Origin of the sequence: Sulfurospirillum halorespirans DSM 13726, from assembly GCF_001723605.1 — a bacterium.
GTDB classification, from domain to species: Bacteria; Campylobacterota; Campylobacteria; order Campylobacterales; family Sulfurospirillaceae; genus Sulfurospirillum; species Sulfurospirillum halorespirans.
Genome location: NZ_CP017111.1, coordinates 1738059 through 1751238, shown reverse-complemented (window position 1 = coordinate 1751238; position 13180 = coordinate 1738059). Strand labels below are relative to the sequence as shown.

Annotated in this window: 10 protein-coding genes; 5 read left to right on the top strand and 5 right to left on the bottom strand. The window is 40.4% G+C overall.

Annotated elements, in window-relative coordinates:
* Position 1 precedes the first annotated feature (1 nt).
* Together nhaA and SHALO_RS08775 are read left to right on the top strand one after the other, a co-directional pair.
* Positions 2 to 1189, top strand: a complete 1188-nt coding sequence (gene nhaA / locus SHALO_RS08780; protein WP_069478198.1) for a Na+/H+ antiporter NhaA — start codon at positions 2 to 4, stop codon at positions 1187 to 1189.
* 51 nt (positions 1190 to 1240) lie between these two features.
* Positions 1241 to 3820, top strand: a complete 2580-nt coding sequence (locus SHALO_RS08775) for an EAL domain-containing protein (protein ID WP_069478197.1) — start codon at positions 1241 to 1243, stop codon at positions 3818 to 3820.
* Between the two features lie 3 nt (positions 3821 to 3823).
* Here SHALO_RS08775 and lolA read toward each other — a convergent pair whose 3' ends face one another.
* Positions 3824 to 4339, bottom strand: coding sequence for a LolA-like outer membrane lipoprotein chaperone (lolA, locus tag SHALO_RS08770; protein ID WP_069478196.1), 516 nt, complete (start codon positions 4337 to 4339; stop codon positions 3824 to 3826).
* Positions 4340 to 4470: 131 nt separating this feature from the next.
* On the opposite strand from lolA, the gene secA reads away from it, so the two are divergent.
* Both secA and SHALO_RS08760 read left to right on the top strand, forming a co-directional pair.
* A complete protein-coding gene (gene secA / locus SHALO_RS08765; protein WP_420801899.1) occupies positions 4471 to 7044 on the top strand; it encodes a preprotein translocase subunit SecA in 2574 nt (857 codons plus the stop codon).
* Positions 7045 to 7053: 9 nt separating this feature from the next.
* Positions 7054 to 8256, top strand: a complete 1203-nt coding sequence (locus tag SHALO_RS08760; RefSeq protein WP_069478195.1) for an ABC transporter permease — start codon at positions 7054 to 7056, stop codon at positions 8254 to 8256.
* Positions 8257 to 8275: 19 nt separating this feature from the next.
* On the opposite strand, the gene SHALO_RS08755 is transcribed toward SHALO_RS08760, so the two are convergent.
* From SHALO_RS08755 to SHALO_RS08740, 4 genes are all read right to left on the bottom strand, one after another.
* Positions 8276 to 8677 carry a hypothetical protein gene (locus SHALO_RS08755; RefSeq protein ID WP_069478194.1) on the bottom strand — a complete coding sequence of 134 codons (402 nt, stop codon included), beginning with the start codon at positions 8675 to 8677 and terminating at the stop codon, positions 8276 to 8278.
* A 47-nt stretch (positions 8678 to 8724) separates the two neighbouring features.
* On the bottom strand, positions 8725 to 9957 hold the full coding sequence (locus SHALO_RS08750) for an ArsS family sensor histidine kinase (protein WP_069478193.1): 1233 nt from the start codon (positions 9955 to 9957) through the stop codon (positions 8725 to 8727).
* Positions 9954 to 10634, bottom strand: a complete 681-nt coding sequence (locus SHALO_RS08745; protein ID WP_069478192.1) for a response regulator transcription factor — start codon at positions 10632 to 10634, stop codon at positions 9954 to 9956. Before SHALO_RS08745 ends, SHALO_RS08750 begins: the two co-directional genes overlap by 4 nt.
* A 63-nt stretch (positions 10635 to 10697) precedes the next feature.
* Positions 10698 to 12119, bottom strand: a complete 1422-nt coding sequence (locus SHALO_RS08740; RefSeq protein WP_069478191.1) for a Do family serine endopeptidase — start codon at positions 12117 to 12119, stop codon at positions 10698 to 10700.
* A 171-nt stretch (positions 12120 to 12290) separates the two neighbouring features.
* Here SHALO_RS08740 and SHALO_RS08735 point away from each other — a divergent pair, with 171 nt between their 5' ends.
* Positions 12291 to 13178, top strand: a complete 888-nt coding sequence (locus tag SHALO_RS08735; RefSeq protein ID WP_069478190.1) for a DnaJ C-terminal domain-containing protein — start codon at positions 12291 to 12293, stop codon at positions 13176 to 13178.
* The last annotated feature ends 2 nt before the right edge of the window (positions 13179 to 13180 follow it).

Sequence of the window (13180 nt, the reverse complement as noted above, 5' to 3'; positions counted from 1 at the left end):
TATGTTTTCAACGATAGAAGAGTTTATTAAAAAAGAGTCCTCTTCTGGCATTCTTCTCATTGCGGTAACACTTTTAGCGCTGCTTCTTCAAAATAGTTTTTTAACCGACGCCTATACCCATTTTCTTCATACGCCTGTGCATATCAGTATCGGAACATTTGGCATTGCTAAGCCACTGCTTTTATGGGTGAATGATGGTTTAATGGCGATTTTCTTTTTCCTAATAGGTCTTGAAGTCAAACGCGAAGTCTTAGAAGGTGAACTTTCATCTAAAAGCCAGATAGCCTTGCCAGCCATTGCAGCACTGGGCGGCATGATCGTGCCTGCGCTTGTTTTTACATTTTTTAATCACACCGATGCATTTTCTATGAATGGGTGGGCGATTCCAACAGCAACCGATATTGCGTTTGCTTTGGGTATTCTCTCTTTACTAGGAAACCGTGTTCCTGTCTCTTTGAAAATCTTTTTAATGGCACTTGCGATTATTGATGATTTAGGTGCGATTGTGATTATTGCGCTCTTTTATACCAGTGATTTATCATTCGTATCGATTAGCATTGCTTTAGGTTCCATTGTCATTTTAGTGGGGATGAATCAGTTAAAAGTCATCAAAAAAGCCGCCTATATTTTAGTGGGTATTGTGCTGTGGATTAGCGTTTTAAAATCAGGAGTTCATGCCACCATAGCAGGCGTTGTGTTGGCATTTTGTATTCCTCTGTATTCGACAACGCGAAAAGGTGAGCATTTCTCAATGCTGAAAGAGATGGAACATGACCTGCATTACTGGGTAGCTTTCTTTATTTTGCCCCTTTTTGCTTTTGTAAATGCGGGTGTGGATCTTAAAGATCTTGCCCCTTCCGCCATTGCTTCTGATGTCTCTTTGGGCGTTATTTTAGGGCTTTTTTTGGGTAAGCAAGTGGGTGTTTTTGGCTTTAGTTTTCTTGCTATTAAGCTCGGTCTCGCCTCTTTACCTACAGGCAGCAATTTTAAGCAGCTCTATGGCGTAGCCATTCTCACAGGCATTGGTTTTACGATGAGCCTTTTTGTCAACTCCTTAGCTTACAATGATACGGATTTGTTCCATTATTCTGATAAATTAGCCATTTTATTAGGCTCGTTTCTCTCAGGAATCGTAGGATATTTTTACTTACGCAGTATGCCTCAAAAGATACAAGACACTTTAAGTTAAGAGATATTACAATCTAAGAAAGTGTTGTAATGGAGCAATAGGGGGATTTGCATGAGACAGCTCAATCTTAGCAAACGTCTTTTTTGGATTATTGCTTTTTGTGTCTTATGTGCCAATACGCTTATCGTCTTTTTTCTCTATCATCAAGCTGAAAATTTAGCGCAGATGCGTGCGTATTCCAAAGCAAAAACCCTTCAAGACTACTTTACATCTATGCGTTATGTGTACCATCAACAATTTTTAGAAAGTGGGATTGATCTTAACGATTCTACGATTGGATTTCTACCTGCCCATGCCTCTTCTCATATCAGTGAGGAGTTTTTGAAACGCTCGACGCAAGGCATTCGTATAAACAATGTTTCAGATCGCCCGCGCAATCCGATCAATCAAGCAGACGCCCTTGAGACAAACGCCATCACTTATTTCAATCAAAATTCCGATAAAAACGAGAGTATAGCGCTGATTAAAGAGGGCGATAAAGAGTTTTTCTTTTTTGCATCACCTCTTCGGATTCAAGCGTATTGTTTGGTGTGTCATGGACAGAAGAGCGAAGTATTGCCTTATATTGCCAATCGCTATGAAAATGCGTATGGGTATAAATTGAATGAAGTAAGAGGTCTTACGAGTATAAAAATTCCTAAAAACATTCTCTTTGATGAAGTATTCTCCTTTTTTTGGAAAGAGGTACTTTTTAGCTCCTTGGTCATGTTTTTCTTGCTTGTTTTGATGTATATTGCAATTCAAGAGCTTACCAAGCGCGATGTTGAACAGAAAAAAGAGCTTGAAGGATTGGTCATTGAGCGTACCAAAACATTGGTTCAAAAAAGCGCTGAACTTGAAAAAGCGTACGTTCATCAGAAACATCTCTATTCTGTGTTACGCACGGTTGCCGATAGTAACCAAATTCTTATTACCACTCAAACACTCGAAGAGTTACTTTATGAAACAGCGTTGTGCCTTTTTGCCAATGACTCTTTTGCCCATGTTAAAATCGCGTTGTATGAGAACGGTGCTTTACATGTAAAAGAGTCACGAGGCTTTGATGAAGAGCATGAGATCAATGCCATGGAAGAGGCTGTTTTTAGCAATGGTGGATTTCGTATCATCACCAGAGCGAGTGAAGATGTCCCTGAAAGCTGCCAAGAAACCATGCGGCGTCATCACGTGAGTGAAGCCTATGTTACGGCACTGAAAAGCGATCGATTTACCCTTACGGCGTTAGGGGTTTTGAGCATTTGCACCACCATTCCAGAAGGATTTAGTTCCGAAGAGCGCTCTATGATCGAGGAGTTAGCCGGTGATATTGGGTTTGCTATTAATTCCTTTATGCAAAAAGAGAGCATTTTAAAACTCTCGTATTATGATTCGCTGACGCATCTTGCCAATAAAGCTCTCTTAATCGAGCAAATGAGGCTTTGTATTGCTACAAATAAACTGAACGTCCTTTTTGGGGCGCTTCTTTTTATGGATTTGGATAATTTTAAATCCATCAATGATCTCAAAGGTCATGAAACAGGCGATAAACTCTTGGTGATGATGGCGCAGAGGTTGGAGTCTTATACGAAGGAGAACAATAGTATTGCACGCTTTGGAGGTGATGAGTTTGCGCTACTCCTTCCCAATCTAGGCAATGTCCTTGAAGAAGCCGCTAAGAGAGCCGAAGCAATTGCGTTGCAAATTTTGTTGGCGACCAAAGAGCCTTTTATCATTGATGGGCATCCTTTTTATATGACAGTGAGTATTGGCATTGGGCTTTTTGATGGGAACGAGAGTGCTGAGGAGTTACTGAGTCACGCCGATAGTGCGATGTATACGGCTAAAAGTGATGGACGTAACACGATTCGCTTTTTTGATCCTTACATCCAAAAAGTCATGGAAGAAAAATCTTCTATGCTCCAACAACTCAGAGACGCAATTGATTCGAAACAGTTTTTACTCTATTATCAACCTCAAGTTGACCAAAACGCGCATGTTATCGGCGTTGAGGCACTGATTCGTTTGAAAAAAGCTACAGGAGAGCTGATTCCTCCTGGGCAGTTTATTCCCTTATGTGAAGAATCAGGTCTGATTGTACCCCTAGGGCAGTGGATTTTACGCGAAGCGATGATGCAAGTGAAACGCTGGGAAAAAGATGCCCAAAAGTCACAATGGCGCGTCTCCATCAATGTCAGCACCAAGCAGTTTGAGCGCGAAGATTTTGTCCACGTGGTGGAGAGCGTATTAAACGAGACAGCGATTGAGCCTTCGTTGATTCGTTTGGAACTTACGGAGAGCCTTTTGATTGGGGATAGTGCTAAAGCGCTTGTGAAGATAGAAGCACTCAAAACCTTAGGTGTCTCCCTCTCTGTGGACGATTTTGGAACAGGGTATTCGAGTTTGCAGTATTTGAAGCATCTGAATGTGGATGAGCTTAAAATTGATCAATCGTTTATTCGGGATTTTCTCACCGATCGCAGTGATGCTTTGATTGTAGAGACGATCATCTCTATTGGTAAAAATTTCAATATGGAAGTGATCGCTGAAGGTGTTGAGAGCGAAGAGCAGTTTGAAAGACTCAAAGCCATGGGGTGTCACTATTTCCAAGGGTATTTCTTTGGAAAGCCAACACCGCCAGAAAATCTTTACATGTAAAGATTATTCACGGACAATATCGTAGCCTCTTGGGATTTCTGCACGAAAAAGTTCCTCATCTAAAAAGAGATTGGTGGATTGGTTGGTGAAGAGAATTTCGACAGCATTATCGAGTTTATCACGGTAAGAAACTTTTTCAATCTGCTCTTTTTGCGTATGAATGGTGTACGTTGTTTCTTGATAGTGGGTAATGTACCTGTTTGGTGTAACCTCTTTTGCCTCTTGCAACAATTGGGCAATATTTGGCGTATTTTCAAGCGTTGTAATAATCACTTGCTCTAACTCCGGCTCAATAATTAAAACGCGTGTGTTATTAAAATAGATCTTTTTAGAGACAGGTTTTTCATAAATCCACAGTGCTTTTTTGTCGTTGGTTGCGTAAAAAGTCCCCTCATACACAATGGTTTTATTCTGATCGTTCGTTACTTTTTGAGTAAAATCACTTTGAATCGTTTTAAAGTGCTCGATTTTAGCAAAAAGGAGTGTGGTTAAAAAGAGAAACATTCCAAAAAAACGCATAAAGACTCCTTGAGATGATAAATAAGATATGGAGTTTTATCAAATAGATAGTAAAAGTATGATAAAATCCCAAGTTTTAAGAGAAACTTATGCTACAAAAGTAAAGAAAATAGAGGTGAAATCACATGATGTTGAGTAATATTGTTCGTAAAATTTTCGGCACTAAAAATGATCGCGTTATTAAAGAGCACCAAGTACGCGTAAAAAAGATCAATGCCTTAGAGCCAACATATGAAAAGATGAGTGATGAAGCCTTGTTAGAAGCCTTTAATGCTTTAAGAGTCAATGTCAAAGCAGGAACAGTAACCTTAGATGCTATTTTAAATGATGTGTTTGCAATGACCCGTGAAGCGAGCAAACGAACGACAGGAATGCGCCATTTTGATGTCCAAATGGTCGGTGGTTTGGTGTTACACGGTGGCGACATCGCTGAAATGAAAACCGGTGAAGGAAAAACTCTTGTGGCAACACTTCCGGTTGTCTTAAATGCCATGTCGGGTGAGGGTGTGCATGTTGTTACCGTCAATGATTATCTTGCTAAAAGAGATGCGGCGGATATGGCACGTATCTATAACTTCTTAGGTCTGAGTGTGGGTGTTGTGACCAATGACCTTGAAAACGATGCCAAACGTAAAGCGCAGTACGATAGTGATATTACGTATGGAACCAACAATGAGTTTGGTTTTGACTACTTGCGCGATAATATGCGCTACTCTTTGGATGAAAAAGTTCAACGTTCCCATAACTTTGTTATCGTCGATGAAGTGGACTCTATTTTAATCGATGAAGCGCGTACTCCTTTGATTATTTCAGGTCCTGCAAATCGTACACTTGATGGGTATAAAATTGCTGATGGCGTTGCTAAACAGCTGACCAAAGAGACTGATTTTGCGATTGATGAAAAAAACAGAACGGTTTTAATGACGGAAGATGGTATTAGCAATGCTGAAAAACTTTTCGGTGTCGATAACCTCTACAGCCTTGATAATGCGGTACTTTCCCATCATCTCGATCAAGCGCTCAAAGCACGTTACCTTTTTACAGCCGATGTGGATTATGTGGTTCGCGAAGGTGAAATCATCATCGTTGATGAGTTTACAGGTCGTTTAAGTGAAGGAAGACGTTTTTCTGAAGGACTGCACCAAGCCTTAGAGGCAAAAGAGGGTGTTATGATCAAAGAAGAGTCACAAACCTTAGCTGACATCACCTTTCAAAACTACTTTAGACTGTATAAAAAACTAGCAGGTATGACTGGAACGGCTCAAACCGAAGCAACGGAGTTTGCGCAGATTTATAATCTTGAAGTTATCTCGATTCCTACCAATGTGCCAATGCGTAGAGAAGATAAAAACGATCTTATCTATAAAACAGAGCGTGAGAAGTTTGAAGCCGTTATCAAAGACATCAAAGTGTGCCATGAAAAAGGGCAGCCGGTTCTTGTCGGTACCGCTTCGATTGAGAAAAGTGAGCTACTGCATGCTCTTTTGAAAAAAGAAAAAGTGCCACATTCGGTTTTAAATGCGAAGAACCATGAAAAAGAGGCACAAATTATTAAAGATGCAGGTGTCAAAGGCGCTGTAACGATTGCAACCAATATGGCAGGTCGTGGTGTCGACATTAAGCTTGACGATGAAATTAAAGCCCTTGGAGGTCTTTATATCATTGGTACAGAGCGTCATGAAAGTCGTCGTATCGACAATCAGCTCCGTGGACGTTCAGGTCGTCAAGGCGATAACGGCAAAAGCCGCTTTTATTTAAGTTTGGAAGACAATCTGTTACGGATTTTTGGAAGCGATCGTATCAAAGCGATTATGGAGCGTTTAGGCATTGAAGAGGGTGAACACATCGAGTCTAAAATGGTGACGCGCGCCGTTGAAAATGCACAGAAGAAAGTGGAAGCACTTCACTTTGAGTCTCGTAAACACCTCCTTGAATACGACGATGTTGCCAATAAGCAACGTAAAACGATTTACAACTTTAGAAATGAACTTCTCAACCCAACGTTCGATATTGACACTAAAATTAAAGAGATTCGTTTTGAATTTGTGACCAATTTGCTCTTTAAAGCAGAGATTTACGAAGGCATTGCGCAGAGTGAATACAACATAGAACGCTTGATTTCGGTTCTTCAAGATGACCTTAATGAAACCTTTGAGCACAGTGTTTTAGAAGGGTTAGATTTTGACGCATTGCGTACGTTTATTCTAGAGTCATTAGAGAAAATTTTTGATGCAAAAATGTCTGTGGTGGATGCAACACAACGCCAAGAGATTGAACGTATTTTATACCTTCAAGTGCTTGATAATGCGTGGAGAGCCCATTTGTATCAGATGGACATCTTAAAAACAGGCATCGGTCTTCGTGGGTATAACCAAAAAGATCCACTAACCGAGTACAAGAAAGAGAGCTATAACCTCTTCATCGAACTGGTAGAGCAGATCAAATTTGAGAGCTTTAGAACACTGCATATTGTTCAACTGCGTGACAACAAAGAAGAAGAAGAGAAGCGTGCGATGGAAGAGATGATTCGAAGAATGGAAGCGGCCAATGCCAATGCAACGCTTCAACATCAAAGTCCTTATGCCGATGAAGAAGATGAAAAAGATAAAAAAGCAGCGCGTAATGAGCCATGTCCTTGCGGAAGTGGTAAAAAGTATAAACAGTGTTGTGGCAAGAGTGGTCCTAAAAAAGGGCTTTTAGCGTAAGGGAATAGGGTGCAAAAAAATCTGAGTTTTTATCTTGTCAAAAAGTATTTACGATTTGACAAGTCACAACCTTTTATTACCGTTATTTCGCTTTTAGCATTTTTTGGTGTGGCGATTGGACTGACTGTTTTGATGGTTGCCATGGCGATTATGAATGGATTTGATAAGGAGTTTGAAAAGAAACTCTTTACGATGAATTATCCACTCTCTATCTATTCGCGTAGTTTTTCACCTCTGGATCAAGCGCAACTCAATACGCTCAAAGAGCAATTTCCCAAACTTCTTTTTAGCCCCTATATTTCGACGCAAGTGATTATTAAAAAAGGCAATCGCTTAGAAGGTGGAATGCTCTTTGGCGTCCATTTTGAGCAAGAAGCGAAGATCAATGCCATTGTGGCTGAGGCGATTCAGGGTAAAACACTGGATAAATACGACCTCATTACGGGCAGTGAGATCGCTAAAACCCACCAATTTTCACCTGACGAAAAAGCAACACTTATTTTCACAAAAAACGATCCAGGTGGCATGAGCCTCATTCCGAAGATGAAACGCTTTAACTATCAAGGCTCTTTTCGTTCAGGGTTGATGGCGTATGATAAAGCTTACATGTACACTACGCTGGAATCCTTGGCGCAAGTGATGCAGTACGATGAGGGACATTTTGATGGTGTTCATATCTATTCGGATAATCCTTTAGTAGACATTGAAAAAATCCGTAAAGTGCTTCCTGATGATTTAGGTATTGTCGGTTGGTGGCAGATGAATGGTAACTTTTTTGCAGCCCTTGCCCTTGAAAAGCGCGCACTTTTTATTGTGTTAATGCTGATTATTTTGATCGCATCCTTAAACATCATCAGTTCTCTTTTGATGACGGTGATGAACAGGCGTAAAGAGATCGCTCTTTTACTCTCCCTTGGTGCGTACAAGAAAGAGATCAAAAACACCTTCTTCTACCTTGGTTTAGTCATTGGGGGAGGGGGAATGGTGTTTGGTATTCTTTTAGGCTCTTTAGCCCTCTTTGTTTTAGGTTCCTTTGACATTATCTCTCTGCCTGCGGATGTCTATGGCACAGCACGGTTGCCTTTGGATCTCTCTTTGTTGGATTTTATTTTAACGGTGGTTGGAACCAGTGTGATTGTCGCACTCTCTTCGTATTATCCTGCCTATAAAGCGACGCAAATTAACGTTTTAGATACCCTTCGAAATGAGTAGGAAGTAGGCTTGAAAAAGCCTACTTTAAAAGATCAGTTTTAATATTGCAGTTTGTTTCCACTAAATCACGTAGTCTGTGCAAAAGTGCTTTGGCATCAGCGCCATCTTCTGGGTAGGTGACAACGTTATCAAAAGGTTCTTGATCTAAGAAACTTTGAATTCCTGAGAGTACTTCTGTCGCGCCATTCCAATCCGTTCCTGTCAGCATAACAACATAGTGGTTACTGTGGTTAAAAATGGCATCGGTTCTTCGAAGAATGCGTTGGAACATCTCTAAACTATCGATCTCTTTGCGCTCTTCTAAGGAAAAAAAGATAAGTGAAAAAGGAACTTCGTCTTTGATACCAAAGCGCTCTAACAGTGCGATATGGTGATCAATAAGATGGGAAAGATTGATTTTTGAAAACGTGATACCAGACATAAAAACTCCTTTATATTCCTACTGTGTGTTTAATTGTACTGTAAAATTTATGCTAGCGTTTCAATTTTTTCAAAATTGAAATAATTATACCCCTCTTTGTGTTCATAGGTAAAGCTAATATGATGGGCTTTGACAATGTGATGGACAATATAGAGCCCTAAACCAAAACTTTGGTGAGAGTTTTTTTCTTGAACAAAAGGCTCTAAATAGTGCTCAAGATCGTATTTTAAGGGTTTTCCTTGGCTGATGAAGGCTATGGTTTCTTTGGTCGCAACAATTTTAATGGTTTGATCAATGGAGTATTTGATCCCATTATCGATCACATTTTTCATAGCGGTTGTAAAGAGTCTAAAGTCTACATGTAAAATGATTTCATCATCCAATTCGATCTCAATCTGTGAAGGCGAGATCATTGCAAGATCAATCGCCTCATCAAGCATATCGACTAAGCGGTACGGTTTAATGTTTTTAAGTCCTTCGCCTGAGGTGATCTGCTCAATGGAGGCAAATTCGTTAATCAGAAGCTCAAGTTTTTCAAACGTACCAATCAGTCGCTCACGTTGTTTCCCACTTTCAAGCATCTCCGCACTAATGCGCCCTTTGGTGATCGGTGTTTTAAGTTCGTGCATAATGTTGCGTAAAAAAAGCTGTCTGGAGTGGTTGAGTTTATTGATCTGTTCAACGGCATTGTGAAAAGCATTGGCGACTTGAGAAATTTCATCTTCCCCATCGGTTTTACAGTTGATATCAAGATCACCTTTTGCAAAACGGTCCATTTGACGTTTGAGTTTACGAAGAGGCTTTAGTTTACGGATGGTGAGAATGTACGCGATGATAATAATGGCAAAAACAACACCAAAAATGACTTTAATCAAATCGTAGCGGTAGGGCTGAAAATCTTCATCTTTAAGAAGCAACGAAGCGTATTTGGTTTCGATGTGTAGGTAATGATCGTTCTCGTAGCGTAAAATGGCACTCGTACCAATACGATCAACAAGTTTTTGAATAATTTGAGCATTTTTAATGATTTGCTCTTTATCTTCTTTATCGGTAATTTCACGCATTTGGTACCCGTGTACCTGTCTTTTAAGCTCATCATTGGTGATAAAGTTATTCAGATGAAAAAGCGTTGCGCGTGCGATGATGGAGTATTTTATATTGAGTTTTTCCGTATAGGTTTGTTTGTCATACTCCAGCAAAAAGAGGAGTGCCAAAAAAATACTGACAATACTGATGGAAAAAATAAAGGTGATACTGTAGAAAATAGAAGATTTTGTCATTGTAAAAATTTGTATCCCACACCACGAATTGCATGGATATACGTAGGCTCCTTAGGGTTTTCGCCCAATTTTTGACGAATTCTGCCAATGATCACATCGATGCTTTTATTGGTTGTCTCTTCGCTGATCGCTTCGATATTATAGATAAGCTCTTCTCTGGAAACCACACCGCCCTCTTTTTTCATCAAATAGCCTAAAATGCCATACTCTGCAGCGGTAAGATGCAGCTGTTTCCCTTGTAATAAAATGATCATTTGATCTTCATTCAAGATCAAATCTTTTGGTTTTTGCACACTCTGTTCGGTAGGAATCAACCCTTTTTGCCGACGAAGTAGGCTCATAATGCGTGCTTGAAGTTCCCTTGGATTGTAAGGTTTTGGAAGATAGTCATCGGCCCCATTTTCCAAAGCAGTCACCTTGTCAGTAATGTCTGTTCGTGCTGAGGAGATGATAATGGGGACACTGTGGCGTTTGCGTATCTCTTTGCAGACTTCAAGACCATCGAGTCCTGGAAGTGTAAGGTCTAAAATAACAAGATCAAATTTTTGAGTGTCAAGGGTTGAAAGTCCAAGATAAGGATCGTCTGCGATAGTAATCGCAATATTAAACGGTTCTAAATATTCCATCAAAATCTCGGCAAGTTCCAAATCATCCTCGATCATCAAAACATTTGTCATCAACCCACTCCTTACATGTAAAGGATATTATAGCCTATTTAGGAGGCTTTTGCCTCCTAAATATTAGGGCATTACAAGGATAGCACGGTAGTTCTGACGGTTGATGATAACGCGTTTTTTACTGTTTTTATATGTTTTAAGTGCGCCATTTAACTCTTTAAGAGAGGTAATGTGCATCTGTTCCACTTGGATAATGATGTCACCTTCTCTAAAGCCCATTTTTTCAGCTTTTGAGTCTTCTTTGACTTCTAAAACAAGCACGCCTTCAACCTCTTTAGGGATTTGGTATTGGGCTCTGGTTTTATCGTTGATTTCCAAAAGACTCAGCCCTTCAATAGGCGTTGTTGTCGCTTTGCCATCACTGCTTGCCACTACCTCTTCTGCATCCATTTTGGCAAGTTTGATCTTGGTTGTTTTGACTTTTTTATCACGCTCATACGTAATGGTAATGGTTTTATCAGGTGCAATGCTTGCCACCGTGTTTTTGAGTTCATTGGAGTTCTTCACTTTGATGCCATCCACCTCAAGAATCAGATCTGAGACTTGAAGTCCACCTTTCTCCGCAGGCGAATTTTTCTCGATCATCAAAATAACGGAGCCTTGTTTGTTCTCATACAGCTCTTTAAGATCATTGGTCAAATCGGAAATGGAAACACCCATAAAGCCACGCTCAATTTTGCCTGTTTCGACCAGAGAGGTTGCAATTTTTTGCACCATATTGGACGGAATGGCAAAGCCTATGCCGTTATTTCCACCTGTTTTGGAGAGAATCGCGCTGTTTATACCAATGAGAGCCCCTCGGCTATCCACAAGCGCACCACCCGAGTTTCCCGGGTTGATGGAAGCATCTGTTTGGATGAAATTTTCGTATTGATTCAGTCCGACATTGTTTTTATTGAGTGCGGAGATAATACCTTGCGTGATCGTCTCACCCACGCCAAAAGGGTTACCAATGGCAAAGACAAGATCGCCTTCTAAGAGGTTAGACGAGTCGCCAAATTTAGCGACTTGGAGATCTTTCGCTTCGATTTTAACAACAGCTAAATCGGTTTTAGGATCTTCGCCGATCACTTTGGCTTTATACTCTTTTTCATCATCGGGAAGCGTGACAACGATCTCATCAGCACCCTCAACGACGTGGTTGTTGGTCACGATGTAGCCATTGGCGGAGATAATGACACCTGAACCCAAAGAGTGCGATTTACGTTCTTGCTGTTTGAGTTCAGGCATCTTATTTCCAAAAAACTCTTTAAAGAACGGATTTTGCATGAGTTCATTGAGCTGGTCGTTTTGCTTACTTTTTTTCGTCGTTGCAATGTTGACAACACTCTTCTTAGCCTCTTTGATAGCGGTATTGTAAGAGAGGATCACATTGGAAGCTGTGGCATCTTTGCGCTCAGAATCTTTAGGCATTTGAGCGATGTCAATCGTCGCGCCAAAGAGGGATAGCGATGCAACAAGCGATAGTAAAATTATTTTTTTCATAGTCAAACTCCTTTGAAATCTTTGTCTTATGGAATTATAAAGGAGAGAGGTAAACATAAAGTAAATATTAAGTTAAGAAGCAGGGAAGTTGATTGATCTAGACTAAACTTTTATGGTATAATCGCTATAAATATTAATGGATAAAAAGAGTCCAAAACAAGGTTAACACGCATGAGTAAGAGTTTATACGAAACATTAGATGTCGCCGCCGATGCGAGCGCGGAAGAGATCAAAAAAGCTTACCGAAGATTGGCACGTAAGTACCATCCTGACATCAACAAAGATGCTGGTGCAGAAGAGAAATTTAAAGAGATTAATGCTGCCTATGAAATCCTCAGTGATGAGCAAAAACGTCGTCAGTATGACCAGTACGGCGATAGCATGTTCGGTGGTCAGAATTTCCACGATTTTGCCAATGCCCAAGGGGGTGCGAATTTAGACGATATTTTACGTAGCATCTTCGGTGGCGGAGGCGGCGGTGGGTTTGGTGGCTTTAGCAGTGGAGGTCGAGGTGGATTTGGAAGCTTTGGTAGCGGCGGTTTTGGTGGGTTTAGTGAGCCAGACTTAGATGTCAGTGCTAAAATTATTATTCCTTTCAATGTGGCTATTTTAGGTGGTAAACATTCGCTTTCTTACAATAATGAAAGTTTTGATGTCAAAATTCCTGCTGGCATCAAAAACGGCGAAAAGATGCGCGTGAAAGAGAAGGGTAAAACGTTTCAAGGTCAAAAAGGCGATCTTATCTTAAGTGTGGAAGTCGCTTCCAGTCCTGAATACACCAGAGAAGGCGATGATCTGGTGAAGAGCATTGACCTTCCTCTTAAAACGGCTCTATTTGGCGGTAAAATCGCTGTGGATACACTGTATAAAGAGATTACCCTCAAAGTCAAAGAAGATACGAAAAATGGACAAAAATTTAGAGTTAAAGAGTATGGTGCATTGAACCGTAAAACGCAAAGTAAAGGTGATTTGTACTTAGTGGCTAACATCGTTCTTCCTCCTCTTGCTTCTTTGGATAGCTCCTTAAAAGCACTGTTGGAAGAGCATTTACCCAATTAAAC